The organism is Mesorhizobium sp. L103C131B0, assembly GCF_000502275.1.
Lineage (GTDB): Bacteria > Pseudomonadota > Alphaproteobacteria > Rhizobiales > Rhizobiaceae > Mesorhizobium.
Genome location: NZ_AYXC01000005.1, coordinates 248701 through 274092, shown reverse-complemented (window position 1 = coordinate 274092; position 25392 = coordinate 248701). Strand labels below are relative to the sequence as shown.

Below are 25392 nucleotides of genomic sequence, written 5' to 3'. Positions count from 1 at the left end.
TACAGCGAAAAATAGCTAAGCTCTTGCCTGTAGGGGTGTTTGCTTGGCCATTCCAACCACGAACTTTAGTGCAGCTCCATCCGCTGCGGGCTATCTGTATCAGGCCCGCTTAGCGCTGGCGTTGTGTCTGAAATACGTGAATACCGATGCAAGCGTCGAGGTGGGCATCGAACGATTGGATGATGTATCGTTCGAAACCGAAGGAACGGCGCTGGAGCTTCTTCAGGCGAAGCACCACATCAATCGCGTCGCGAGTCTTTCAGACAAGAGCGCCGACCTCTGGAAGACGCTGCGTGTGTGGAGCGAAGCGGTTGCCAAGAACCCGACCCTTCCAGCGCGGACCCGGCTAGCGTTGATGACTACGGGCTCTGCGCCAGACGCCAGTGCAGCCGCAAAGCTCCGTTCAGCGGGCAGCTATGAACCAGGAAAAGCACGAGACCCAAGGGGAGCGGCGTCGCAACTTGAGGCGGTCGCCTTAGCAGGAGGCAATCAGGAACTGCAGGCCGCCTACGCGGCTTTCCTGGCGCTCAGCCCGACTATGCGTGCTTCGCTTCTAAGCTCAATCGAGATCCTAGACGATCAGCCGTTGGTAACGGATTTGGACGTCGCGATAGAGACCGACCTGCGCATGCTCGCACCGCGGGGACAAGCCGCAATCGCTCGCGAGCGATTGGAGGGCTGGTGGTGGCCGCGCGTCTGCAAGGCGCTTATGGTCAGTCCTGCCGAAGCCATATCTGTGCTGGAGATCGAGGCGAAGCTAGACGACATTCGCGACGGTTTGAGGCGTGATGCCTTGGTCGCCGACCAGGAGCATGTTGATCCAACCTCAGAGGAGATCGCGGACTACGAAGGGCGCCCATTTGTCCGCCAGTTGAAAGCGGTTGGCGTCGGCGGAAACCGCATCGAGTATGCCAAACGGGACTACTACCGGGCATTCACCCAGCGGTCAAAATGGGTCCGCGAGCATCTGGTGTTCGACGGAGAGATCGCGAAGTACGAGCTAACCCTGATCGAGGAGTGGGAACCGCGGTTTCAGCAGATGCGTGACAAGTTCCGCACCGGGGAGACCTCGGATGCAGCGCGACGTCTGGCCGGACAGGAACTGTACAGTTGGGTGGAGGCCGATGCCCGCTTCCCCTTTCGTGCCGTCAGCCATCGCTTCCTGACCGTCGGGTCCTATCATATGCTGGCCAACGAGCTACGCGTCGGATGGCATCCGGACTATCTGACGGCCTGTGCCACCGAGGAGGCCTAGCCATGGCGGCACGATGGAGTTTAACGTGGCGCGACCGCCCTCCTGAGGAAGCGGCTCTGCTCAATCCCGCCTTCTGCGGGGAGTTAATTGCTCGCGCCACGAGGGAATATGAGCGGCTTCGCGCCGCGGCGTTTCCCCTTCCCCTAGGTTTTCTTGTCTTACCCTTGGTTCTGCACCCACCAACTCTTGCCAAGTTGCCCGGCCGAGCGAATACAACCTTTGCTACCTGGTCGGCGGACAATGAAGCCCTGCTCGTCGAGTTGCCGGAACGCACGCTGCGTCTCAGACCCATCAGCCGTGAAGCCCTGCTCTTCCTCACCCAGCATCGAGCTCTGATGGTGGACGCCGCGGGCCTGCGGACGGGAGAGAAGCCCATAAGGCTAACGGCGAAGTTGGCTACGGTAACGAAAGATGTCGACGACATCCGCCGCGCTGCCGGCCTCCTCGGGCGATGGTTCGCTAACCAGGGCGCGCCAGTCCAAATCCTCCAGACGATGGGAGTTACCCCTTGACGCTGCAGCTGCGAGCCATCGCGATCTATTCCCACGTCGGCGAACGCCGCGACATCGAATTTGCCCTCGGCCGGCTCAACATCGTTACCGGGGCTTCGAAGACGGGAAAGTCCGCCTTGCTCGATATCGTCGACTACTGCTGGGGGCGAGGCGAGTGCACCATCGCGGAGGGCGAGATCCGACGCAGCGTGTCATGGTTCGCAATCCTCTTAGACCGCGACGGAGAAGGTATCCTGGTTGCCCGGCGCAATCCTGGGCCGGCAGGCAAGGCCAGCGACGACATCTTCTTCGAGCGCGGCGTAGCGGGTTTCCCCGAGACGCCGGAGCCTTTCATCAAGAACGTGACTTCAGAAGGCTTGCGGGCCCAGCTCTCTATGGTTTTGGGCATCGCCGAAAACAGGCATGTTCCCGAACCTGGGTCGACCCGGGCGCCGCTGGAGGCATCGGCGAGCCAGGCGATCTTCTTCTGCCTTCAGGCTCAAGATGAAATCGCAAATCGTCGCCTGCTTTTCCATCGCCAAGGCGAACAGTTCATCCCATCACACATCAAGGACACGTTGCCCTATTTCGTCGGCGCCATGGGTGAGGATCACTATCTCCAACGCATGCGCTACGACGAGGCTCGGGCACGCTTGCGTCGGCTCGAACGCGACTACGCCGAGGCTCGCGCCTTAACGAACGAGGCGTCCGGGACCGCCCAGTCGCTGCTTGTGGAAGCCAAGCGAGTGGGCCTCTTGCCGGCCGACGCGTTCGCCGAGAGTTCCGCCGATTTGCGCAACCTCCTGGCCACCGCTGCGGCGCCCCGCGAGCTTGCCTACGCTCGCGATGACGATCCGGCCGCGGACTTGACCGACTTGGAAAACCGCCGTCGTCGTCTAAGGGGTGAGATGCAGGAGGTGCGGGAGGAGATTGCAGACGTTCAACGGCTTGAACGCGAGGCTTCGGAATTTCAGATTGAGGCCCGTGAACAGGAGGCTCGCCTGGCGTCGATTGGCTTGCTCTTCGATGACAGCGGCGATGCCGAGACGTGCCCGCTTTGCGACAGTCACCTATCCACTCCCATACCCTCGGTCAGCGAGGTTCGTAGATCGCTCACGGCGCTCGAAGGCCAATTGAGGTCGGTGCGCCGAGACAATCCGCGACTGCAAGCCCGGCAGGCAGAGCTTGAGGCGCGGCGGAATGCCCTCGACGAACAGCTGAAGAGCGTCCAGGCCGACATCCTGACGCGGATCTCAGAAAATGAACGGCTGAGGATCGAACAGGATCAGTTCACCGAACAAGCCCGCACTGCCGGGCGGATCGGCTACTATCTTGAAAATGCTCGTGCGATTGCGTCCGATGAGGGCATCCGGCTGGCCATCGCGCGGGCCCGGGCCGAGGTGTCCGAGCTCGAACAGTTGCTGGATCAAGAGGCGCTCGAAGAGCGACTCACTACCGCACTGGGTCTCGTGGGGCGCGATCTCACCCGATATGCGCGTTTGCTTGAACTTGAACACGGCGACAATGCTCTGCGGCTCGATCGCAAGAACCTAACCGTCGTTGCTGACACGATTGATGGTCCGCTGGCTCTTCCGCAGATCGGAAGCGGTGAAAACTGGGTCGGCTACCACGTTGCCGCTCACCTCGCGCTCCACGGCCTGTTCCGCGCTCGGAAGCGGCCCGTTCCTGCGTTCCTGATGCTGGATCAGCCCTCGCAGGCACATTATCCGCCCGAACGAGACGTTGGGGAGATTGACGGCAGGAGCGATGAGGACCAAGCAGCCGTCGCTCGGCTGTATAGGCTTCTTTTTGACTATTGCGCTGAGCACTACCCGGACATGCAGATCATCGTGATGGACCATGTCGAGCTACTCGAGGACTGGTTTCGAGACTCTACGGTCCAGAAATGGCGGGACAACATCAAGCTGGTGCCAGTCAGCTGGCTGCGGTCCACATAAGACAATCGGTCAGAACGCCTCACCGGCGAGCGGGCGGTCACGACCGGACGAAATCGCGCTATTTCCTAAGTGAAAGATATACGGAAAGCAGGCCCGTCAATGATCCGATGATGCCGACAATGACACCCGACCAGGTGATGGCCACCTCGCGCCGCTCGCGTTTTTCCTGCCGGATCGCCTTAGGTCATTAGTTGATGTGATTGTCGCCAATGCGAGCTCTGGTCGGAGGGGCTTTCAAAAGGAACCTCCAGCCGCATTGCCTTGCGCAATATCCTGCGTGTTTTGATTTCCTCTATCTGGTCGTAATACAGTTCGGTTTCCCACCGCCGCCGGTCGGCTATCCTCTCGCGGTCTCTTTCCTTGCTGGCATCGGAAAGTTCCGGTTCGTAGGCGCGATCAATCTTCCTGATCTTTGCAAGATGTTGACCGATTTCAAATGTTTCCCGCAAGCGCAATGGGAGCCACATATCGTTTCTCTATCTTGGCAACGTCCCGAGCAGGCCATAGAAGAGATGCCACGTCCATGACGTGCGCGTCTCGACAGTATTAAGGCACTGGATGTCGGGCAGAAGTGGAGCGCTTTTCGTCTCGTCAAACAGAACAGGCATCATCGACAAGACGGTCGGCGCCATCCGCAACCACAAGATCGCTTTCACCGGCTACGGCAACAAGAAGCTGATCATCCAGACACACCTCCAGGACATGGTGCCCGTCGAGCTGCCGGAACAACCGGCCAAATGGGTCAAGCTCACCGGCGACGACCACTTCTTCCACGCGGTTGGCTATCTCCTCCATTCGCTGCGCGTTCACGACTACATCATGACGCTGGCAGACGAGGAAGAAAGGCAGATGGCCAGCATCTTCGGCCTCATGCCAACGGTGCCGCAAAGTGAAGCAGGGCTCAATTACAGAACCCGCGTCCGGTCCCCATCTGTGTTGGGTCTCGGGTAAGGGGAGCCTGATGGCTGGTTCAGACCGGCGAGTTCGCTTGTGCTGTACAAATTATTGTAGTTTATTGCTTTTTACAAATGTTGTTCAAGGGGGACGAGGTCTGGATGTTAGACAGGTTTGTGCTGGGAATTGTCACCTTCTTGGCTTTGATGAAGCCAATTGATTCGAACGCAGACGTAGTAAATCCAATAGTGATTTATCCTCAAGTCGTCTCCGTTGGCACGACGTCGGACAACCCAAGGAAAATCAGCAGTTACGCGCTGATTATCGCCGAAAACTCAGAGATATTTAACTGTATGTTTTGGATCGATAATCTCCATTTGCCACAGCAAATGCCGGCAATAATATGTAATAAAAATGGCAGCCTTTTATCAAACGCGCAGCCGAATTTTAGTTATTCAACTAACCCGGGAACTGTCGCCAATCTTGGTTCCGGTGTGCGCTCGAGTAACGTTGTGTGGGGAACTCAGCGGAACATTGCAACTCAGCAGATCGAGGTTTCTGCCTGCTACGTGATGATCACTACAACCGCCATTGCCCCCGTATGTGCTGCGACGAGTTTTCGATAAGATCATTAGCGAGTTAAGTCACCCACCAGCGGTGATGCGACACCTTTCGCCTATCAGCTGATCCAGGACAGTGGCGCCGTAGACGCGGCAGGCCTTACCCGCGCAGGGGCTTTAGCCGGCGGGTAAGGAAAAGTCCTTTGTCGATGATCAGAACTTGGGCACGGTAGATTTTTCGAGTTCCTCTTGCGCCTTTCGATCCGCGTCGAGGAGCGAGTCGTTCCAGATGCTCAAACTGAGGCCAAGCTCGTCGAAGGTACACCCGTTGTGGACTTTCTCCTTCAAATAGGCTTGGAGGCCGTCACTACGCACTGTAAGATCTGGAGGCACGCCATAAGCTTGCTCGATCTCCGCAAAAACCAGCTCTTGTGTTGACGTGGTGCAGAACCATAGTTCTACACCGACGACGTGTTCAGTTTTTGAAAAGCGCAGCCAATAGAATTCCTTTTCACAGAACATCGCAAATTCTGGCCTCGGCCTGCAGTCCGGCCTAGCTGCAACGACTTCGGCAGGTAACATCCCCAAGGCCACGCCCCGAACGTCAGTCTTTGGCTCGGCAAGGGCCAAAGAGGACGAAACGCCAAAAATAACGGCGACAAGGCAATATGTCAGTGATCTTGGTAGCACGCTACACCCCCAGCTTCCTTCAAGACAATAGTGGACCACATCGTTGATCTGCGGGCAACTATACGCGACTGCAGCACTACGCAGCACACCCGAGTGTCCATGCCGTCGGGTCGTCCCCATCTGACGGGGAACGACATAAGGACACGTTGTGGCGGTACTCGATTTTCTCAGCGCTATCATCCCGCCCAAGAAAAAAGCCAAAGCTGGCGGCACCGCCTCCACGCCCACTTTCAACCCGCAGCAGACCGACCGAGTCCTGACCGTCCCGCAATACCGGGACCATCTCACGGACCTATTCACCTCCCGCCAGTCCGACGACAGCCGGACCCTCCTGCAATCCCTGTTCAAGTTCGACCCCGACGTCTCGGCGGCGCTCAACGCCTACCTCACGATGGCGAACACCGACTGGATCATCCTGGCGCGCGACCTGGAGAGCAACATCGATCGGGACGCCACCAAGAGCCTGATGCTGGCCATCGAGAAGATTGGCCGGCCGACCGATTACACCTTGGGCTTCCAGCTCAAGAAATCTATGGAGACGTTGGCCCGCAGGGTAACCATGGCCTGAAGGGCGGCCAGGGAGACGTTGGCCCACAGGGTGAGCAAGGCATTCAGACTCCCGCCGGACGAAGCAACTGCCGGAACCGCTGTGGGCCTGCTGGAAAACCAGCACGCCGCAGGACACAGGCCTACGTCCGCGTCTAAGCATTGGAAGGCGCCGTCTCAGCGTCAAGATTTACTTATCCTATAGTAGTAGATTTGCAATTCAAATTTGAGCCTCCACATAGTCAGCCTCGCGGTAAACCACGTTAATCATGGGATGAGCTACCGCATAATTCTGAACTATCCACGAGGTACTAGATGAACGTTTTCTCCGCTGTAGCATCGAAATATTGGGCTCTCGGCAAGCCCGCGATCCCGCTCAGGCCGCGGTTCAAGAACCCCTGGATCGACAGCTGGCAGCTTTTTGCCGATCGTATGCCCACTGAGAGCGAGCAGAAGCTCTGGCTGGCTCAGAAGGGCCACGGCAACATCGGTCTGCCGATGGGGGCCGCTTCCGGCGTCGTCGCAATCGACATCGATACCGAGGATCCGCGGGTTCACCGTATCGTCGAGCAGCTTTTGCCCAAGTCTCCTTGGCGCCGCGTCGGCCGTAAGGGCGCCGTCCTGGCGTTCCGCTTCGAGGGTGAACGCACGTTCCGCATCAAGGACGCATCAAGCCAGATGCTCCTCGAGTGTTTGTCCAAGGGCACCCAGATCGTGCTCCCGCCGTCGATCCATCCGGACACCGGCAAGCCCTATACTGCTAACTGCCATCTCCTTGAGGTCATTGGCTCCCTCCCGGCGCTCCCCAGGAACGTCGAGAGCCTGCTCCGCGAGGCCCTGAAGGCCGAGGGCATCGAGCTCTCGTCGTCGGGCAACACGAAGATCACGTCTTTCGTGCCCGCCGGCGCGCGCGACAACGCGCTCGTCTACAACGCCGGCCTGCTGGCGCGGGCAGTGACGAGGGGTGAGCGCACCTTGGTCGAAGCCATGGGCGAGATGAAGGCCTGGGTCGAGGGCTACACCGAAAAGGTGGCCGGCGATGAGGTCGACATCGGTAAGGCGCAGACAAAGGTCGTCGACTTCCTGATGCGCGACGTGCTTGGAGACAAGCGCAAGGCCCTCCCGCTGGGTTGGGACGACGGCCTGACCGCCGAGGATAAGGAGAAGCTCGGTCTCAACTTCACCGAAGAGAACGTCGTGTGGGATAAGGCCAGGATCATCGCCTTCCTGCAGGGTGAGTTCGAACGCCACGTCTCGCCCGAGGCGGACGGCTGGACGCGTGCAATCGAGGTTGTTATCGACCGCATGGCACGCAACCACGAGCTGGGCAGCATCGACGAGGAGCGCATCCTCAGGTTTATCGTCAGCCAGTCCAGGGGGGTTCACTCTTTCGGCGTGCTTCGCATGGAGCTCAAGAAGCGGCGTTCCGGCGACATCAACGGTAACGACCACTCCGAGATCGCCAAAGCGGCGATTAAGGACCTGGAGGCCTTCGGAGACATCAGGTTCGACAAGGGCCAGCTCTGGCAGTGGAAAGGCGCAGCTTGGGAAACCCTGCACAAGAAGACCTTGGTCAATCATTTGAGTGAGGAGTATGGCCACTTGCCGGCAAGCAAGCGCTATGGCGACCTTACCCAGATCGCGAACTTGATGAGCAGCTTGGTCACCCGCCCGCTTCAGACGATTGCCTTGCCCGGCGTGAACTTCGCCAACGGCTTCTTGACCACCGACCTCGAGTTGAGGAAGCACTCGCCGGAGTACGGTTGCACCTACGTGCTGCCTTACCGCTACCAGGAAGACACCCGCTGCCCGCAGTTTCTCCAGATGCTCGATGATTGCTGGGGGGATGACGCTGACTACTGCGACAAGGCTAGGGCTCTCCAGGAGGCCATCGCCGTCACGCTGATGGGCCACGCTTCCCGCTACCAAAGGGCGTTCTGCCTTTTTGGCGCAGCTCACAGCGGGAAGTCGCGCATCCTGGAAATCCTCAAGGGCCTGGTGCCCCACGGGAGCTTCTCGTCAATCCCGCCGACCGATTGGGACGACAAGTTTCTGCCGGCACAGATGGCTGATAAGCTGGTCAACTTCGCGGGCGAGATCTCCGAGAAGCGTGAGATCGCAGGCGAGACCTTCAAGCAGATCGTGTGCGGGGAGTCGATGACCGCCCAGCACAAGAACCAACCACCGTTCGACTTCCACTCGAAGGCGGCTCAGTGGTTCGCATCGAACCATGTGCCCAAGACGAGGGATGCTTCGGATGGCTTCAATCGTCGTTGGCTCTTCATCGAGTTCCCGCGCAGGATCCCGGACGCGAAGAAGGTAATCGGTATCGACCAGATCATTCTGGCCTCAGAGCGCGAGCAGATCGTTGCCTGGGCTCTTCAGGGGCTTTCGCGGCTGAAGAAGAACAAGGACTACACCATCCCCGCCAGCCACCTGCTGGTGATCGAAGAGATGGCGAACCAGAACAGCTCGGTCCGCTATTTTGTGTCCCAGGGTCATCGTCTGCGGGTCGGGAAGCCGCAGCACGAGGGTGTTCACGCTTCAAAAGCGCGTACGTCGGGGTCCGCTCTCTACGACGAATACTTGAACTTCTGCGCGATCTCAGGTGGCGTCAGGAGAGTGTCGCTGACCAAGTTCCACAGTGCGATGCGGGGGCTGGCGGAGGCCTTCAAGTTCGAGGTCGTTCGGGAACAGCGGAACGGTGGCGTCGACTTCGTGTACAACTACATCACCGTGATGTCGTCACCACGGTAACCACCCTCGAGGGCGGGCGCGGACAAATCCGCGCCTGCCCTCTAATGTGTTGGGCACAGCTATGGCGGTCGCCAGGGGAAACCCGATTACGCTGCGGCGCGAGCCCGTCGGAGGATCTCGGCCAGCATCTCGGGGTTGGACGTTACGTCGATGACATCATCCTCGGTCACCTCGCCTTCGATCAGGCTCTGGACCTCAAGCTCGATCATTTCGCGCTCTCGCTCACTGAAATTGTCCGACCTGCTTATCCGGGGGTCGCGCCAGGACGACTTCGGTCTGTCGTGGTGCCTAAACGAAACCTCCTCGATCACGCGGTAATGGTGCAGGTGGATGCACGCCTCTAGGCCGCAGTTGTTCCGAACCTGAAAGCCGCGATGATCAACGAGACACAGGGCCACTCGCACCGGGTTACCGACACCCTTAAGGTGTGGTCGACCCTTTTTGAAACGGCCGTCCCAGACCACGTGGTCGCCAACGCGGCGGGACAGGCGGCTGACGCGAACAGGAAGCGGTACTTTGGGGCGGGCCATTAGTCACTCTGCAGATTAACGTCTCCGTCATGTGGGGTGTTTGGGGGGCTCCGGCGAGGTCGTTTTTGAAATCAATAAACCGACTTTTATCCTATAGTATCTCCTGCTTCTGTCAGTCCTGAACTAGGAAGAATTGGTACCCCCTTTATCCTTCACCAAGGTGGGTAAAAGGAGAGAACTGTAGGTTGAACCTCACTCGACGTACGGAATTCCAATCCGTGGCTGTCAGCTCTTTGACCCAGCCGGCCTTCCCGACCCATCGGCCCACCGCAGGTTCCCCTCCCGACGTTTTTGGCCTTCCTGACTGACAGAAGCATGAGGGTGATCCTCCAGAACCTCCCTGCGCGCACGCGAGAAGAAAAATTGGTGGAGAACCGTTTTTGTCGGTCTCCCGCCCGCGCCACCACCCGATCCCGGTTAGGTCCCCGAGACGTCCCGTTGAACGACCATCACCGGATCCGAGCTTGAACAGGCGCAGGCGCTAGCGCTGTCGGGATCCGCTAGACCCCAGCCACCGGCTGGAGCAGCCCCGTAGGCCAAAGATACAACAACTCAGGTAGCTTGCCGACCTGGCCGACGCTCGAATGGAGCGCGCCTCAGCGTCTGTCTCCGCTCGCGCCAACACCCGACGCGGTCGGCGGCGCACCTTGGAGCCTCCGCTAACGATCCTGGTGTCCAGATCTGGTGCGGGGACGAGGTGCAGGCCGGCGCCTCTCCGGTGTCAGTCGAGCTTCAGCCTCTGCGAACCGATCGCTTGGAGGCACTGGGCGAACCAGACCGCAGTGAAGCTTCCACGTGCGAGCTTGTTGGCTATGTTGACCTCTTTTTCGTCGACCCCGATGGCGGCAAGCTTTTGGACCAGATCGGCGTAGCTGAGGCCCCGGAGCTTAAGCTCGGCCTTCACGAGCCCGCTGAGCAGCTGCTCCCATTCGGTCTTGGTCATCGGGATAGTCTCCGCGAAAAAAATTTCGGTCGACCCATTGCGCTGCGCGGCTTCATATTTATCTATCTCAAACCTTCAGTTATATACTGATTAAGATATATTCACGATCACTCAAACTCGCCTAGGAACCCGCTTATGATCATCAACCAGACAACAGCAAAAGTGCTGACCGACCTGCTGCGCGAACTCTCCTCGGAACTAGACCTCCACTACGATGACGAGGATTTCCACGCCCTTAAGGCCACGATCGAGACGCTGCGACAGGCCGCCACCCTGATGACGGACGCCGGCCACGAGGCCCCTGAAGTCTACCACCATGTGATGGGCCGCTTTGAACGGGCGACTCGCTCCTAACATAGCGATCCGACAGCGGAATTTCACGGCGCGCAGCCTTTCTTCTCCACAGGACTTTTCAAACATGATTGAAGCATTCGATCCGACTACCCCGAGCTCCAAATATCTGGCCATGGCGCGTGAGCGCCACACCGGAACAGCCAGGTTGAGCGGGGAGTTGGCATGGATGCTGGAAGACGAGACCTATGACTGCGGGCTCAACAGGGAGCATGTCGCGATCCTGGTCGACCAGCGCAACTGGAGCGGTGCCGTGCGCAACGCGAATGGCAAAGCCAGGGTGTTCCTGGATGCTCGAACAAATCAAAAGGGCAACGCGGAGATCGGATGGGTGCGAGGTGACCACGACATACTCTATGACGAGGACTTCCTTGTCCGATACGTGAACGCGGCCCGGACACACGACGCCGTTCCATGGCGGAGCCTGGGGGAGCTGATGTGGTGGAAAGGCTACGAGATGATGGCCAGCCTTGCCACCTTTCGGCAGTCGCCGTTAGCAACAGTTCTACTCTATGCGCACGCGGCCCGGCTCAATGATCTCGCGGCCCACCTCGCCCAGCACGTGACACTGGTCGGAGCCGTGAAGCTCCACTTCACCTACGACCAGGATCATCTGTCGTCGGTCGAGTTCGTCCCGACCATCCCACCTGAGCGCTTGCGGGAGATGACCCAGGAGCGTCGTCACCGGACGGGTCAAAGGTTGCGGGAAGCCGTTGAGCGAATGGCGAAGTTTGATCCTGAGGATCCTGAATAATCCGCTCAAGTTCTGCCGTCCATCCTTCCTCAGCAGCCAATGATCGCCCAATGGTCCTCCTCAGCGCCCTTTCCCCCTTGGCCACTCGCCGGGTCCTTCGTACTGCGCGGCGCCTCCAGGCGTCTCGCAGGCGCCGCCTCCTCGACGGGGCTGTCCAGCTGCGGGGCAAGCACGGCATGGCCAGCTATCTTCGGTCGGCATTTCCGTCCTGTCGCTCGGCCGCCGGCCCGAACGTTTTGGAACCGGCTCGGCCGCGGATCTTTCGATCACCCGCGCGCCTCAAGCCGGCGCGCGGAAGGAGTACACCCTTTTTCGTGAGGAGGGGCCGGGTTGGGGCGGGAATAGACCGACCCACGGCCCGAAAAAAATTTTGCGTTTTCAGGTAATAGCACTCGCCGCAGCGAGCCCCTCCGGCTGACAAAACGGACTTCCCCTAGAATACCGCGCAGATGGCCCATAGAACCAAGACACGGGCGGAATTAGATCGAGGGCCTTCCAAATGATTGGGCCCGCACTGCATGAGACGACCGTCAAGCCGACTGCCAGACAACCTCCCACCTGTTGGGGTCAACCTTGACCAAGCTGCCGCGCTCATCGGGATCGGCACGTCGCTGTTCACTCAGCTAGTGACCGCCGGCCAAATGCCAGAACCTCGGCCGATCGCTTCACGCCTTCTTTGGGACGTGGATGAGGTTGTAGCCGCCTTTCGGGCGATCCCACATCGAGGCGAGACCAACAGAACAGGGCCATCTTCCCCGACCAACAACCCCTGGAACTGATGCCGAGAAAACTACCAAAAGGCGTTACCCACGATCGTGACCGGCATGGAAACGTGCGCTTGTATTTTCGCACCCATGGCCGGTGGAAAGTTCGACTTCGGGAACGGCCCGGGACGAAGGAGTTCGAGGCCGAGGTGGCCTGCGCTCGGCTTAACGTCCCGTACTCACCCCTCAAAACCGGCGCCACTGTGGATCGACCTGAAGCGGTGTCCCAGAGGTCCTTCCGCTGGCTGTGTCAGGAGTACAAGCGACGCGTAAGGCTCTCCCCCAAAATTCTGGCCCGGCGGTCATCGGTTCTCGATGAAATCTGCAACAGCGAGCACAAGAGCGGCAACAAGCGGGGTACGCTACCCTTTGACCTCCTAGAGCGGCGGCACGTCCTCGAAATGCGTGACGATCTCCGCTCGACGCCAGGCGCCCAGAACGAGGTCGTCAAGGTCATCTCGGCCATGTATGGGTGGGCCATTGAGAACGATATCCTTCGGAGCAACCCAGCCCTCGGCATCAAGCGGCTGAAGTCTGGCGATGGATTTCACACATGGTCAGTCGAAGAGGTGCTCCAGTTCGAGGCCCGCCACCCAATCGGCAGCAAGGCACGCCTGGCACTCCACCTGGGACTGTTCACAGGGCTGCGTCGCCAGGATCTCGCGATCCTTGGGCGCCAGCACGTCAAGAACGGGTGGCTCCACATCCGCCCTCAGAAGACCAGTCAATCGTCGGGCGTGGAGGTGGAGCTCCCAATCCTCCCCCAGTTGAAGGCAACCATCGACGTCAGTGCCTGCGGTGACCTGACCTTCTTGACGTCTGAGTGGGGAAAACCGTTCACCGTTAATTCACTTGGTAACAAAATGCGAGACTGGTGCGACCAGGCCGAGTTGCCCCATTGCACCCTCCACGGGCTCCGAAAGGCAGGAGCCACCATCGCGGCCGAGAACGGGGCCACCGACGAACAGCTCATGGCGATCTTCGGCTGGACCACCAAGCAGCAAACGACGCACTACACCAAGAAGGCGCAACGCCGCCGAATGGCTGAGCATGCCGTCCATCTACTGGTCATCCCAGAACAAAGTCAGGACAAAATTGTCCCACCGAAAAAGGCGCGGGCCACAGGTGGGACAAAAATCAGAAAAAGTCCTGATGACTCAACACCTGCATAAAGGTGGTGGTGCCCCTAGCCGGAATCGAACCAGCACTCCTTGCGGAACTCGATTTTGAGTCGAGCGCGTCTACCAATTCCGCCATAGGGGCTCAGGCCCAAAGGCCTGGATGGGCGCGGACTATACGGTTGGAGGCCTGTTCGTCAACTGGCCAAATGCGCCGCCGTGCCCTGCTTGCGGCAAAAGCCCGCCTTTCTGTTTCATGAAGCTCCTGCCATTGTGCGGCGCGGGAAATCTTTCTAAACAGACGCGCATCAAAGCGCGTTGCGTGTGGCAACCTGCATCCAGGAGAGCCGATGCTTCGCGGACTTTACGACTGGACCTTGTCGCTGGCGGCCCGCAAATCCGCCGAATGGTGGCTGGCCTTCATCGCTTTCGTCGAAAGCTCGGTGTTTTTCATACCTGCCGACGTCTTGTACCTGCCCATGGCGTTGGCGCGGCCCGAACGCGCCTATCGGTACGCGCTGACCGCCACCGTTGCGTCCGTGCTGGGCGGCATTGCCGGCTGGCTGATCGGTTACTATGCCTACGACACGATAGCACGGCCGATGCTGGAGCACTTTGGCGGCCTTGACGCGTTCGAGAGGTGGCAGTCGGCCGGCACCGGGCTGATGCTGGTGCTGCTCGTCACATCGGGTGCCGCCCACCTGCCGCCGATCAAGGTGGTCACCATTCTGGCAGGCGCCCTCCACGTCAATCTTGTCGTCTTCATCGTCTCCGCCATCCTGGCGCGTGGCGCTCGTTTCCTGCTTCTTGCCTGGCTGCTGCGCCGCTATGGCGAAGAGATCAAGGAATTCATCGAGAAGCGTTTGGGATTGATCGTCGGCGCCGGCGCCGCCGCCCTGATTTTGCTCTATATCGTCGTCAAATACGCCTTCTGACCGCCCAAGGCGGGCGGTGGTTTCAGGACTATGCCGGCGGACGGCGAATTCAACGGACGAAACATGACAGCCACGATGACAGCCGATACCGGACGCCAGCGCACGCGCACCGCTTTGTTTCTCGCCGTCGCCATGGCCGCCACGGTCGGCTCCGCGCTCGCCTTCCAGCACATAGGCGGCTACATCCCCTGCCATCTCTGCCTGGAGCAGCGCACGCCCTATTATATCGGCGCCCCGCTGATGCTGCTGGCGGTGATCGCCTCGATGTTCAGCGCACCCGCATGGCTGACGCGCGGCCTGCTTGCCGTCGGCGGCCTGCTGATGCTCTACGGGCTCTATCTCGGCGTCTATCATTCGGGCGTCGAATGGGCCTGGTGGCAGGGCCCGGCCGATTGCACGGCCGGCGCCGGCCCGGTCGATACCGGCGGCAAAGGCGTGCTCGACGCGCTCGACAAATTCGTGCCGCCATCCTGCGACAAGGCAGCCCTTCGTATCCTCGGCCTGTCGCTGGCCGGCTGGAACGCCATCGCCAGCTTCATCCTCGCCGCCGTCGCCTTTCGCGGCGCGCTGGCCCGCGATTAATCAAGTGCGAGGTCGCGCCATACGGCCAGTCTCTAAATGTTGGCACCGCCCCTCATTGCCCTGCCGGGCATTTCTCCCCGTATAGTGACGGGGAGAAACACGCAGTCATCAATGGTTTCGCCAATCCCGAACGCTGAAAGAAGGGCGCCAAATTTGCAGCCAATTCCCTTCTCCCCGTCAATATACGGGAGAAGGTGGCGGCAGCCGGATGAGGGGCAGCACCTGACATCGGCGATTGCCCTGGCAAGGCCGATCGCGCCAATCCCTACGGCTCCAACTCCACATCCCAGTAGAGATAATCCATCCAGCTTTCATGCAGATGGTTAGGCGGGAACAGCCGGCCATTGTTGTGCAGGTCGTGCACGGTCGGCTGGTAGGGCTTCTGCAGCGGCCACATCTTGGCGTGCGCCGGCATCATGCCGCCCTTCCTCAGATTGCAGGGTGAACAGGCGGCCACGACATTCTCCCACGTCGTCGCCCCGCCGCGATGGCGCGGGATGACGTGGTCGAAGGTCAGATCCTCGGGCGTGCCGCAATACTGGCACTGGAAGCGGTCGCGCAGGAACACGTTGAAGCGGGTGAATGCCGGGTGCCTCGACGGCTTCACATAGGCCTTCAGGCTGACGACGCTGGGCAGCTTCATCGAAAAGGTCGGCGAAGACACCGCATGCTCGTATTCGGCGACGATGTTGACCCGGTCGAGGAACACCGCCTTGATGGCATCCTGCCAGGACCAGAGCGACAAGGGGTAATAGCTGAGCGGACGGTAATCCGCATTCAGCACCAGCGCAGGAAGCCCATCCGGAGATACGGCAACCGTCACCTTGTTGACCTCCTCGTTCTAGAACCGATCGGCGCGGATACTGTAAGCCCGACATGACAGGGATGTGAAGCGGATTGTCATCAGCCAAACGCGGCAAAAATGCAGGATTTTCATGCTTTTTTACGGTTTCAGGCCGGAGGTGCTGCGTCCCGGCCCCTGGTTTCGCGATAATAGGACCAGAAAAGCCGCGATGCGACGCCTCGCCACGGGCTCCATGATTCGGCCAGAGCGATCAGCGTTTTCTCCGGCGGACGCGGCTCGATGCCGAGCGCGTGGCCGACCGCGCTCTGCAGCGCGACGTCGCGCGCGGGGAAAATATCGGGGTGGCCGGCGGCAAACAGGAGATAGACTTCCGCCGTCCACGGGCCGATGCCCGGCACCGCGATCATAGCCGCGATCGCCTCTTCGGCGTCGAGCGAACAGAGGTGATGCAGGTCGAGCCCCTCAACCACGGCCTGCGCAACCGCGATCAGACCGCGCTGCTTCGGCCGCGACAGCCCGGCCTCGCGAAACATGTCCTCGCCGGCGGCAAGGATCGCCTGCGGCGTTAGCGGATCGACCAGTTTCACCAGCCGGCCGAAAATCGCATCGGCGCTCGCACGGGATACTTGTTGCGAAACGATAATGGAGGCCAGGCTTCGAAAACCGGGTTCCGACAGCCGCAGCGGCACCTCTCCGGCCATGCCGCGCACCTTTTCCAGGCGCGGATCGATTGCGCAAAGCGCATCCAGCCCGCGCGCAATATCGTCCAGTGTCGCGATGCGTTGCATGTTTTCTTGTTCCTGAACCGACCTCACGGTAGCAATTGGCAAAACCGCTGCACAACCCGATTGCCGCTTGTGAGATGACGCTCCTGACATTCCGCTTCGCGCCGAGCCCGAATGGCGAACTGCATCTCGGCCATGCCTATTCGGCACTGCTCAACCAGCAACTGGCGCGTGCGGCCGGCGGCCGCCTGCTGCTGCGCATCGAGGACATCGACACGATCCGCTGCACGCCTGAATTCGAGGCCGGCATCTTTCGCGACCTCGAATGGTTAGGTCTCGAATGGGAACAGCCGGTGCGGCGCCAGGCCGAGCATTTCACCGACTATCAGGCCGTGCTCGACCGGCTGGTCGGCGAAGAACTCGTCTACCCTGCCTTCATGAGCCGTGGCGAGATCAGGGCCTTCATCGCCGACAGCGAAAAGCGCGGCCGCGACTGGCCGCGCGACCCGGACGGCGTGCCGCTTTATCCCGCCGCCGACAAGGCGCTGCCGGTCAGCGAACGCAACCGCCGCATCGCCGAAAATGCGCCCTTCGCCTGGCGCCTCGACATTGATGCGGCGCTGGCGCGCGTCGGCACGGATTTGTCCTGGCGCGAATTCACCAACGAGACGCTTTCGGCGACGCAGCGTGTCGAGGCGCGTCCGCAGGACTGGGGCGACGTCATTCTGGCGCGCCGCGACATCCCGACCAGCTATCACCTGGCCGTCGTCGTCGACGACGCTCTGCAAGGCGTCAGCCATGTCGTGCGTGGCCGCGACCTCTATTCCGCGACCGGCATCCAGCGCCTGCTGCAGGAATTGCTCGGCCTCGGCCAGCCGCAGTATTTCCACCACCGTCTCATACTCGGTCCGGATGGGCGCAAACTGTCGAAGAGTTTTGCTGATACCGGCCTTGCCGCGCTGAGGCAGGCAGGCATGTCGCCGGACGAAGTCAGGCGGCTGGCCGGGCTATGACTAAAGCCGGGCCAGCCCCGCCTTGAGCAGCGCCAACGCGCCGATAAACGCGAAGGCGCCGCCCAGTCCCCAGGCAACCGCGAGCTTCAGATCTCTCAGGACGATGCCATGTTCGTTCGCGGCCATGACCGCGGCGAAAAAGCCGAGCGTGAACAGCAGCGTGTTGCCGGTCGACCCAAAACCGTCCTCCTGCATGATGGCGTCGAGCGCTGAGCCGAAGAAGAAGCCGAACACGGCCACACTGGCCACCGTCATCAACAGCCAGCTTGTATCGAGATGCAACAGCATGCGCGCTCCCTGTCGAAGCCAAAACGCCATGTCGCCGGATCGATCGACAGAAGTCGATTGCCCTGACGCCGCCCTTTGAATTCGGCCACCTCCTACATCAGGATGAGCTTATGTACCAATTGTTTCACTTTGCTTGCCGGATTGAACCGCATTAGAGCAATTGCCGTATTTGTCTCTTCACCGAATCGGACCTCTCCACCGGAAACGGCTTCCCCGAAATGCACAGTCTCAAGCGGTTCATCCCCGCCTCGTTTGTCGTCCTGTGGGCGACAGGTTTCATCGGCGCGCGCTACGCCATGCCCTGGGCGGAGCCCTTCACCTTTCTGGCAGCCCGCTTTGTCATCGCCGCCTTGCTGCTTGCCGGGCTGATGCTCGTGCTTGGCTCGAAGCGAGCCACAAGGGCAGAAGCGCTTCACGCCACGGTCGCCGGCATCCTCATGCATGGCATCTATCTCGGCGCCGTGTTCTGGGCGATCCACAGGGGCATGCCCGCCGGGCTTTCGGCGCTGATCGTCGGCCTGCAACCGCTGATCACCGCCGTGCTTGCCGGCCGGTTCCTCGGCGAGGACATCCTGCCGCGCCACTGGGCCGGCCTTGCCGTCGGCCTTGTGGGAGTGATCATCGTGCTGTGGCCGAAGCTCGGTGCTCTCGGCGGCGGCGTTACGCCCGAAACCCTGACGGCGTCGCTGGTCTCGGTGCTGGGCATGAGCGCCGGGACCATCTGGCAGAAGCGCTATGCCTCGGGTGGCGACCTGGTGGCGGCGACGATGTGGCAATATATCGGCGGCGGCTCGCTGATGATCCTGGCTTCGCTGGCACTGGAGACCCACACGGTGATCATCAACGGCGAACTGATCTTCGCCATGGCCTGGCTGGTCCTGGTGCTGTCGATCGGCGCCATCTTCCTGCTGATGGTGATGATCCGCGACGGCGAGATGTCGAAGGTCGCGTCGCTGTTCTACCTGGTGCCGGCCGTCACCGCTGTCATCGCCTGGGCGCTGTTCGGCGAACAGCTCAGCCTCGTGCAGATCGTCGGCATGGCAATCGCGACGCTCGGCGTCGGGCTGGCCACGGCTCGGCCAGCCAAAACCTAGCTGCCGACACGTGCGCGCGCTTCGAGAAAGCGGCTGATCGCCGCATTGAGTTCGCCGCCGAGGATGAAGATCGCCGACAGCATATAGAGGAAAACCACGGCGATCATGATCGAGGCGAGGCCGGCATAGGTCGTCACATAGGACGAGAAATGGTCGAGGTAGGTCGCGAACATCGTCGAGCCGACAAGCCACGCAGCCAGAGTGAAGATGATGCCAGGCACCAGCGAGACAAAGCGGCGCTTGCCCGCCGGCAGCCAGTAGTGGACGGCAAACAAGCCACCAATGATGACGGTTGAGGCGATGACGTAGCGCCACAGCGTGATCGTGCCCGTATAGGGTTTGATCCACTCGAAATGAGCTTCCGCCAGCCGCGCCAGCAAAGGCGCAAAGACCAGGAGCACGCTGATCGCCAGGAAACCGGCCGTCGCGATCAGCACGAAGAAAATGCTCTGCACCCGGCGGTAGATGATGCCGCGCGTTTCGGCGACGCGGTAGGCGCGGTTGAGCGAGGTGCGCAGCGCCTCGATGCCGTTGGAGGCGAAATAGGCCGCCAGAAGCACGCCGTAGGTCAAAAGGTCGGTGCGCCGCACGGTCAGCACGTTGAGCACTTCGCGCGCGATAGGCTTGGCGATCTGTTCGGGCCAGGTGTCGAAGACCAGGTGCACGGCAGTATCGGCGAACGCCTGCGCGCCGAGGAAGCTCGCCAGCGTGGTGGCGAAGATCAGGAACGGGAACAGCGCCATCAGCGAAGTGATCGCCAGATGGCTGGCCATGGCCCAGCCGTCATCGGTGTTGAAATGGCCAAGCGCGTCATAGAGCACGCGGCGCAGCACGACGATATTCCGCATCAAGAGCCGCGTTCCCTTCGATTGTCTCGACGCCGCGAATATGGGAAGGGATTGTGGCAAATGGCAACCCTTGCTCAAACCACGATCCCGCCTGCCAAAGAGTTGCGCACCATCATCGTCACCGGCGCCTCGTCCGGGATAGGCGCCCACTGCGCCCGTGCGCTGAAGGCGGATGGCTGGCGGGTGCTTGCAACGGCGCGCAAGCCTGAAGACATAGCCGCACTCGAAGCAGACGGCATCGAAGCGTTTTACCTCGATTACCGTGAGCCGGACTCTATCGAAGCCCTTGTGGGCTCGGTGCTGGAGCGGACAGGCGGACGCCTCGACGCCCTGTTCAACAACGGCGCCCATGCACAGCCCGGCGCCGTGGAAGACCTGCCGGTTGCGGCATTGCGCGAGCAGTTCGAGGCCAATTTCTTCGGCTGGCACGACCTCACCCGACGCATCGTACCGGTAATGCGTCGCCAGGGACATGGCCGCCTCGTTCATTGTTCCTCCATCCTTGGGCTCGCGCCGGTGCCTTTTCGCGGCGCCTACTCAGCCTCCAAGCACGCGCTCGAAGGCCTGATGCTGTGCATGCAGCAGGAACTCAGGGGCAGCGGCATCCATGTCTCGCTGATCGAACCGGGGCCAGTGACCTCGAAAATCGCCAGCAACGGGCTGTTCTGGTTCCTGAAGAACATCGACCACAAGAATTCCGTCCACCACCTCGCCTATGCCTCGCAGCTGGCGCGGCTTCGGGCCGGCGGCAGCTCATCGCGGCTGAAAAAGGGGCCGGAGGTGGTCTATGCGGCCTTGCGCCATGCACTTCTGTCGCGGCGCCCGCGCCCGCACTATGTGGTAACAGTGCCGGCCAGGATCGGCGTGATGCTCAAGCGCATCCTGCCGGCATCGATGCTCTACCGCGTTCTGGCCAGACGCGCCTGACCGCAACAGAACTGGGAACAGATCATGGCAACCGTCATCAAAGTCCTCCTCGTCCTCGTCATGGTCGCCGTGGTGATCGTGCTTGTCCGCGGCCTCATCAACATGATGCGCGGCGGCTCCGGTGTGAGCTCGAACAAGCTGATGCAGGCGCGCGTGCTGTTGCAGGCGCTGGCGTTGGCACTGATCCTGCTGGTGGTGTACTTCACCCGCAAGTGACGGCCGTTCGGGAGGCGACGTGGTCAAGCTCAACAAGATCTACACCCGCACCGGCGATGACGGCACCACTGGCCTCGGCACCGGTGAACGCAGGCTGAAATCCGACCTGCGCGTCGATGCCTACGGCACCGTCGATGAAGCCAATGCCTGCATCGGCATCGCCCGCCTGCACACAGCGGCAAGTTATCCCGCCATCGACGCCATGCTGTCCCGCATCCAGAACGATTTGTTCGACCTCGGCGCCGATCTCGCCGTGCCCGACGACGGCAAGCCGCTCGGCTACGAGCCGCTGCGCATCATCGCCTCGCAGACCGACCGCGTCGAAAAGGATATCGACCTTCTCAACAAGGATCTGCAGCCGCTCAAATCCTTCGTGCTCAATGGCGGCACGCCGGCGGCGGCAGCACTTCATCTTGCCCGCACCGTGGCGCGACGGGCCGAGCGGATCATGGTGGCACTGGCGCAGGACCCGGCCGAACATGTCAATCGCGAGGGGCTGAAATACATAAACCGCGTCTCGGACTTTCTGTTCGTCGCCGCTCGTGCGGTCAATGACAACGGAAATGCCGACGTGTTATGGGTGCCCGGCAAGAACCGCTGAATTTTCGAAGGCGGGAAAGGGCTTGGGGCATGTTCATCCCGCTTTACGACTCCAACAGGTTGCGCCACATCCGGCTGCAATATGTGACGATCGGCCTGATCGCGGCCAACGTGTTGGTCTTTCTCATCACCACGATCGGCGGCGAAAATTTCAACAACGCCGCCGTGCTCGGCCTCGGCTTCATCCCTTCGGTTGTCCACGACACGGCAGAACTCTCGCCCCAATTCGTCGTCATTCCGGAGAGCCTGAGTTACCTCACCTATGCCTTCCTGCATGCCGATATCTTTCATCTCGGCGGCAACATGCTGTTCCTGTGGGTGTTCGGCGATAATGTCGAGGACGCACTCGGCCACATCCGCTACCTTATCTTCTACCTGCTTTGCGCCATCGCCGGCGCCTTCTTCCAAGGGCTCGTCGCCTGGAGTTCGGAGGTGCCGCTGATCGGCGCCTCCGGCGCCATTGCCGGCGTCGTCGCCGCCTATCTGGTCCTCTACCCCCGGGTGAAAGTGTGGGTGCTGGTCTTTGCCCGCATTCCGCTGCGTATCCCGGCCTTCATCCCGCTGATCCTGTGGATCGGCTTCCAAGTGGTGATGTTTGCCGCCGGCGGCGAAAACCAGATATCCTGGGCCTGCCATATTGGCGGCATCATTGCCGGTGGCGTGCTGGTGCTCATCATGCGCAGCCGCGGCGTGCCGCTGCTCGCCGGTGACGACGGCGAGCCGGAACCCGCCGATCAGCCAGCCGCTTCTACTGGGCCGGCGCCAGCCGGTCCCGCTCCCGTGCAACCTGAGACGCGTTGGGGCCGGGGTGGCGCTTCCGGTCACAACTGAACCGATTTGAGCGGTTTGGCCGCTGCCGTGGCATATTGACGTGTTGCGTCTCCACAACTACGGAGAGCGCCACCGCTAGGCGGCAGAAGACAAGAATTCCGTCCGGCCAGAATTCCGTTTGGCCGCAATTCAGTCAGGAATGTCGGCTTTCGACAACTCTGCGGAGGCGCACGCTGCTATAGCGCGCCCGGATATCTCAGGAGAGGTGACAGGCAAATGAAGATCCTTGTGCCCGTGAAGCGGGTTGTGGATGCGAACGTCAAGGTTCGCGTCAAGGCTGATGGTTCGGCGGTTGAACTCGCCAACGTCAAGATGGCGATGAACCCGTTCGACGAGATCGCGGTGGAAGAGGCGCTCCGGCTGAAGGAAGCCGGCAAGGCCGAAGAGATCATCGTCGTGTCGATCGGCCCGCAGCAGGCGCAGGAAACGCTCCGCACCGCGCTCGCCATGGGCGCCGACCGCGCCATCCTGGTCAAGACAGACGAACAGACCGAGCCGCTCGGCGTCGCCAAGGTGCTGAAGGGCGTCGTCGACGCCGAGCAGCCCGGTCTCGTGATCCTGGGCAAGCAGGCGATCGATGATGACTCGAACCAGACCGGCCAGATGCTGGCCGCCCTGCTCGGCTGGGCACAGGGCACTTTCGCCTCCAAGGTCGTGATCGACGGCGACAAGGCCAAGGTGACGCGCGAAGTCGACGGCGGCCTGCAGACGGTAGAGCTGAAAATGCCGGCGATCATCACCGCCGACCTTCGTCTCAACCAGCCGCGCTATGCCTCGCTGCCCAACATCATGAAGGCCAAGAAGAAGCCGCTCGACGAAAAGAGCCCGGCCGATTACGGCGCCGACGTCAAGCCGCGCCTGAAGGTGCTCAAGACCGAGGAGCCCAGCGGCCGCAAGGCGGGCGTGAAGGTCAAGAGCGTCGCCGAACTGGTCGACAAGCTGAAGAACGAAGCCGGCGTGCTCTGAGACTGGAAGGAACAGATAAAATGACCATTCTCCTCATCGCAGAACACGACAACGCAACTCTTTCCGACCAGACCGCCAAGGCGCTCTCGGCGGCGCTGCAGATCGGTTCGGACGTGCATGTGCTGGTCGCCGGCAAAGGCGCCAAGGGCGCGGCCGACGCCGCCGCCAAGCTCGAGGGCGTGAGCAAGGTGCTGCTGGCCGAGGCCGACGAACTGGCCGAGCGCCTCGCCGAACCGCTCGCCGCACTCGTTGTCTCGCTGGCCGGCGCCTACGACACCATAATCGCGCCGGCGACCTCGTCGGGCAAGAATGTCGCGCCGCGCGTGGCGGCCCTGCTCGATGTCGCGCAAGTCTCCGAGATCATCGAAGTGGTTTCACCAGACACGTTCAAACGGCCGATCTATGCCGGCAACGCCATCCAGACGGTGCAGTCGAGCGACGCCAAGAAGGTCATCACCGTGCGCACCGCCTCCTTCCAGGCTGCCCCCGAGGGCGGCTCGGCAGCTGTCGAGACGGTCAAGGCCGCGTCCAATCCGGGCCTGTCCACCTTCGTCGAGAACAGGCTGTCGGAAACCGACCGTCCGGAACTGACCTCGGCCAAGATCATCATTTCGGGCGGCCGCGCGCTCGGCTCCTCGGAAAAGTTCCAGGAAGTCATTCTGCCGGTCGCCGACAAGCTCGGTGCAGCCGTCGGCGCCTCGCGCGCTGCCGTCGACGCCGGCTACGCCCCGAATGACTGGCAGGTCGGCCAAACCGGCAAGGTCGTGGCGCCGGACCTCTATATTGCCGTCGGCATTTCCGGCGCCATCCAGCACCTTGCCGGCATGAAGGATTCGAAGGTCATCGTCGCCATCAACAAGGACGAGGAGGCGCCGATCTTCCAGGTTGCCGATTATGGCCTCGTCGGCGACCTGTTCGTCATCCTGCCGGAACTGCAAAAGGCGCTTTGACGCTCTCTGCCAAAGCGTATTAAATTGTGAAAGGGTGGGGTAGACGAAGCTACCCCACCCTTTTAGTTTGCACTGCACAAAAAGCAGGCCGCAAAGGCCTTTTCGACGGGATCGCTGCAAATGGCCAAGATCGAGACGATCGGCATCATCGGCGCCGGCCAGATGGGCGGCGGCATCGCGCATGTATCAGCACTTTCGGGTTTCAAGGTGCTGATCTACGACGTCTCGCCCGACCGTATCGAGAAGGGCATTGCCACGGTCAGCGGCAACATGGCCCGTCAGGTCGGCTCCGGCAAGCTTGAGGAAAAGCTGCGTAACGAAGCGATGGCGCGCATTTCCGCAGCCCCCACCATGGCTGATCTCGCCGGTGCCGATCTGGTTATCGAGGCGGCGACCGAGGACGAGACGGTCAAGCGCAAGATTTACGCGCAGCTCTGTCCCCAGCTCAACCCGGAAGCCATTCTGGCGACCAACACCTCGTCGATTTCGATCACCCGGCTTGCGGCGCAGACCGACCGTCCCGAGCGTTTCATCGGCATACATTTCATGAACCCCGTGCCGCTGATGAAGCTGGTCGAACTGGTGCGCGGCATCGCTACCGAGGATCAGACCTTCGAGGCGGCCAAGGCCTATGTGAAACAGCTCGACAAGACGATCACCGTCTCTGAAGATTTTCCGGCCTTCATCGTCAACCGCATTCTGTTGCCGATGATCAACGAGGCGATCTACACGCTCTATGAGGGGGTCGGCTCGGTCGATGCCATCGACACCGCCATGCGGCTCGGCGCCAACCATCCGATGGGACCGCTGCAGCTCGCCGATTTCATCGGCCTCGACACCTGCCTGTCGATCATGCAGGTGCTGCATGACGGCCTGTCGGATTCGAAATATCGCCCCTGCCCGCTGCTGGTGAAATATGTCGAGGCCGGCTGGCTCGGCCGCAAGACCGGGCGCGGCTTCTACGATTATCGCGGCGAGCATCCGGTTCCGACGCGCTAACC

The 25392-nt window shown here is 61.0% G+C and carries 29 protein-coding genes and 1 tRNA gene; 21 read left to right on the top strand and 9 right to left on the bottom strand.

Annotation, left to right across the window (positions count from 1 at the left end):
• Positions 1–43 precede the first annotated feature (43 nt).
• Genes X730_RS152405 through X730_RS152415 form a run of 3 tightly spaced genes read left to right on the top strand, consistent with a single transcriptional unit; the run spans position 44 to position 3704 of the window.
• Positions 44–1255: an ABC-three component system protein gene (locus tag X730_RS152405; RefSeq protein WP_023826279.1), complete on the top strand. Its 1212-nt coding sequence runs from the start codon at positions 44–46 to the stop codon at positions 1253–1255.
• Between the two features lie 2 nt (positions 1256–1257).
• A complete protein-coding gene (locus X730_RS152410) occupies positions 1258–1767 on the top strand; it encodes a three component ABC system middle component (RefSeq protein WP_023826278.1) in 510 nt (169 codons plus the stop codon).
• Positions 1764–3704 carry a DUF3732 domain-containing protein gene (locus tag X730_RS152415; protein WP_023826277.1) on the top strand — a complete coding sequence of 647 codons (1941 nt, stop codon included), beginning with the start codon at positions 1764–1766 and terminating at the stop codon, positions 3702–3704. The genes X730_RS152410 and X730_RS152415 overlap by 4 nt, the downstream gene beginning before the upstream one ends.
• A gap of 179 nt (positions 3705–3883) precedes the next feature.
• On the opposite strand, the gene X730_RS152420 is transcribed toward X730_RS152415, so the two are convergent.
• A complete protein-coding gene (locus X730_RS152420; protein WP_023826276.1) occupies positions 3884–4171 on the bottom strand; it encodes a hypothetical protein in 288 nt (95 codons plus the stop codon).
• Positions 4172–4262: 91 nt separating this feature from the next.
• On the opposite strand from X730_RS152420, the gene X730_RS152425 reads away from it, so the two are divergent.
• On the top strand, positions 4263–4655 hold the full coding sequence (locus tag X730_RS152425; protein WP_023826275.1) for a hypothetical protein: 393 nt from the start codon (positions 4263–4265) through the stop codon (positions 4653–4655).
• Positions 4656–4759: 104 nt separating this feature from the next.
• A complete protein-coding gene (locus tag X730_RS152430; protein ID WP_155922443.1) occupies positions 4760–5224 on the top strand; it encodes a hypothetical protein in 465 nt (154 codons plus the stop codon).
• 147 nt (positions 5225–5371) lie between these two features.
• Here the strand turns inward: X730_RS152430 and X730_RS0133660 are convergent, their stop codons facing one another.
• Positions 5372–5740: a hypothetical protein gene (locus X730_RS0133660; RefSeq protein WP_155922442.1), complete on the bottom strand. Its 369-nt coding sequence runs from the start codon at positions 5738–5740 to the stop codon at positions 5372–5374.
• Positions 5741–5996: 256 nt separating this feature from the next.
• Here X730_RS0133660 and X730_RS152435 point away from each other — a divergent pair, with 256 nt between their 5' ends.
• Positions 5997–6416, top strand: a complete 420-nt coding sequence (locus X730_RS152435) for a hypothetical protein (RefSeq protein ID WP_023826272.1) — start codon at positions 5997–5999, stop codon at positions 6414–6416.
• A gap of 293 nt (positions 6417–6709) precedes the next feature.
• Positions 6710–9151 carry a phage/plasmid primase, P4 family gene (locus X730_RS152440; RefSeq protein WP_023826271.1) on the top strand — a complete coding sequence of 814 codons (2442 nt, stop codon included), beginning with the start codon at positions 6710–6712 and terminating at the stop codon, positions 9149–9151.
• Between the two features lie 86 nt (positions 9152–9237).
• Here X730_RS152440 and X730_RS1000000169100 read toward each other — a convergent pair whose 3' ends face one another.
• Both X730_RS1000000169100 and X730_RS152445 read right to left on the bottom strand, forming a co-directional pair.
• Complete coding sequence (locus X730_RS1000000169100; protein WP_023826270.1) at positions 9238–9360, bottom strand: hypothetical protein; 123 nt, start codon at positions 9358–9360, stop codon at positions 9238–9240.
• A gap of 1042 nt (positions 9361–10402) precedes the next feature.
• Positions 10403–10624, bottom strand: a complete 222-nt coding sequence (locus tag X730_RS152445; RefSeq protein ID WP_023826268.1) for a DUF6471 domain-containing protein — start codon at positions 10622–10624, stop codon at positions 10403–10405.
• 135 nt (positions 10625–10759) lie between these two features.
• Between X730_RS152445 and X730_RS152450 the strand changes: the two genes are divergently transcribed.
• The 3 genes from X730_RS152450 (at position 10760) to X730_RS152460 (ending at position 13665) form a co-directional block, all read left to right on the top strand.
• The gene (locus X730_RS152450; RefSeq protein WP_023826267.1) at positions 10760–10978 is read left to right on the top strand and encodes a hypothetical protein; all 219 of its coding nucleotides are present in this window, start codon (positions 10760–10762) and stop codon (positions 10976–10978) included.
• 64 nt (positions 10979–11042) lie between these two features.
• Positions 11043–11729, top strand: coding sequence for a hypothetical protein (locus tag X730_RS152455; RefSeq protein ID WP_023826266.1), 687 nt, complete (start codon positions 11043–11045; stop codon positions 11727–11729).
• An 838-nt stretch (positions 11730–12567) separates the two neighbouring features.
• On the top strand, positions 12568–13665 hold the full coding sequence (locus X730_RS152460; protein ID WP_023826265.1) for a site-specific integrase: 1098 nt from the start codon (positions 12568–12570) through the stop codon (positions 13663–13665).
• Positions 13666–13671: 6 nt separating this feature from the next.
• Here X730_RS152460 and X730_RS152465 read toward each other — a convergent pair.
• Positions 13672–13756: transfer RNA gene (locus X730_RS152465), tRNA-Leu, on the bottom strand.
• Positions 13757–13961: 205 nt separating this feature from the next.
• Between X730_RS152465 and X730_RS152470 the strand changes: the two genes are divergently transcribed.
• On the top strand, positions 13962–14546 hold the full coding sequence (locus tag X730_RS152470) for a YqaA family protein (RefSeq protein WP_023685316.1): 585 nt from the start codon (positions 13962–13964) through the stop codon (positions 14544–14546).
• A gap of 63 nt (positions 14547–14609) precedes the next feature.
• Complete coding sequence (locus X730_RS152475; protein WP_023686688.1) at positions 14610–15128, top strand: disulfide bond formation protein B; 519 nt, start codon at positions 14610–14612, stop codon at positions 15126–15128.
• Between the two features lie 265 nt (positions 15129–15393).
• On the opposite strand, the gene X730_RS152480 is transcribed toward X730_RS152475, so the two are convergent.
• Both X730_RS152480 and X730_RS152485 read right to left on the bottom strand, forming a co-directional pair.
• The gene (locus tag X730_RS152480; protein ID WP_008874122.1) at positions 15394–15951 is read right to left on the bottom strand and encodes an HNH endonuclease; all 558 of its coding nucleotides are present in this window, start codon (positions 15949–15951) and stop codon (positions 15394–15396) included.
• Positions 15952–16079: 128 nt separating this feature from the next.
• A complete protein-coding gene (locus tag X730_RS152485; RefSeq protein WP_023685318.1) occupies positions 16080–16721 on the bottom strand; it encodes a DNA-3-methyladenine glycosylase in 642 nt (213 codons plus the stop codon).
• Between the two features lie 74 nt (positions 16722–16795).
• On the opposite strand from X730_RS152485, the gene gluQRS reads away from it, so the two are divergent.
• Positions 16796–17671, top strand: coding sequence for a tRNA glutamyl-Q(34) synthetase GluQRS (gene gluQRS, locus X730_RS152490; protein WP_023826264.1), 876 nt, complete (start codon positions 16796–16798; stop codon positions 17669–17671).
• Here the strand turns inward: gluQRS and X730_RS152495 are convergent, their stop codons facing one another.
• The gene (locus tag X730_RS152495; protein ID WP_023671677.1) at positions 17672–17959 is read right to left on the bottom strand and encodes a hypothetical protein; all 288 of its coding nucleotides are present in this window, start codon (positions 17957–17959) and stop codon (positions 17672–17674) included.
• Between the two features lie 218 nt (positions 17960–18177).
• Between X730_RS152495 and X730_RS0133655 the strand changes: the two genes are divergently transcribed.
• The gene (locus X730_RS0133655; protein ID WP_031195766.1) at positions 18178–19053 is read left to right on the top strand and encodes a DMT family transporter; all 876 of its coding nucleotides are present in this window, start codon (positions 18178–18180) and stop codon (positions 19051–19053) included.
• On the opposite strand, the gene X730_RS0133650 is transcribed toward X730_RS0133655, so the two are convergent.
• Positions 19050–19901, bottom strand: coding sequence for a YihY/virulence factor BrkB family protein (locus X730_RS0133650; RefSeq protein WP_023671675.1), 852 nt, complete (start codon positions 19899–19901; stop codon positions 19050–19052). The genes X730_RS0133655 and X730_RS0133650 overlap by 4 nt on opposite strands.
• 60 nt (positions 19902–19961) lie before the next feature.
• On the opposite strand from X730_RS0133650, the gene X730_RS152500 reads away from it, so the two are divergent.
• The 7 genes from X730_RS152500 to X730_RS152530 all read left to right on the top strand — a co-directional run bounded on the left by X730_RS152500 (position 19962) and on the right by X730_RS152530 (position 25390).
• Positions 19962–20828 carry an SDR family oxidoreductase gene (locus tag X730_RS152500; RefSeq protein WP_081731565.1) on the top strand — a complete coding sequence of 289 codons (867 nt, stop codon included), beginning with the start codon at positions 19962–19964 and terminating at the stop codon, positions 20826–20828.
• A gap of 24 nt (positions 20829–20852) precedes the next feature.
• Positions 20853–21044: a twin transmembrane helix small protein gene (locus X730_RS152505; protein ID WP_023671673.1), complete on the top strand. Its 192-nt coding sequence runs from the start codon at positions 20853–20855 to the stop codon at positions 21042–21044.
• Positions 21045–21063: 19 nt separating this feature from the next.
• A complete protein-coding gene (locus tag X730_RS152510) occupies positions 21064–21645 on the top strand; it encodes a cob(I)yrinic acid a,c-diamide adenosyltransferase (RefSeq protein ID WP_023671672.1) in 582 nt (193 codons plus the stop codon).
• Positions 21646–21674: 29 nt separating this feature from the next.
• Positions 21675–22475 carry a rhomboid family intramembrane serine protease gene (locus X730_RS152515; RefSeq protein ID WP_023737459.1) on the top strand — a complete coding sequence of 267 codons (801 nt, stop codon included), beginning with the start codon at positions 21675–21677 and terminating at the stop codon, positions 22473–22475.
• Between the two features lie 216 nt (positions 22476–22691).
• Positions 22692–23441: an electron transfer flavoprotein subunit beta/FixA family protein gene (locus tag X730_RS152520; protein WP_023737458.1), complete on the top strand. Its 750-nt coding sequence runs from the start codon at positions 22692–22694 to the stop codon at positions 23439–23441.
• Between the two features lie 20 nt (positions 23442–23461).
• The gene (locus X730_RS152525) at positions 23462–24391 is read left to right on the top strand and encodes an electron transfer flavoprotein subunit alpha/FixB family protein (protein WP_023737457.1); all 930 of its coding nucleotides are present in this window, start codon (positions 23462–23464) and stop codon (positions 24389–24391) included.
• Between the two features lie 120 nt (positions 24392–24511).
• Entirely contained in the window at positions 24512–25390 is an 879-nt protein-coding gene (locus tag X730_RS152530; protein WP_023671668.1) for a 3-hydroxybutyryl-CoA dehydrogenase, read from the top strand.
• Positions 25391–25392 lie beyond the last annotated feature (2 nt).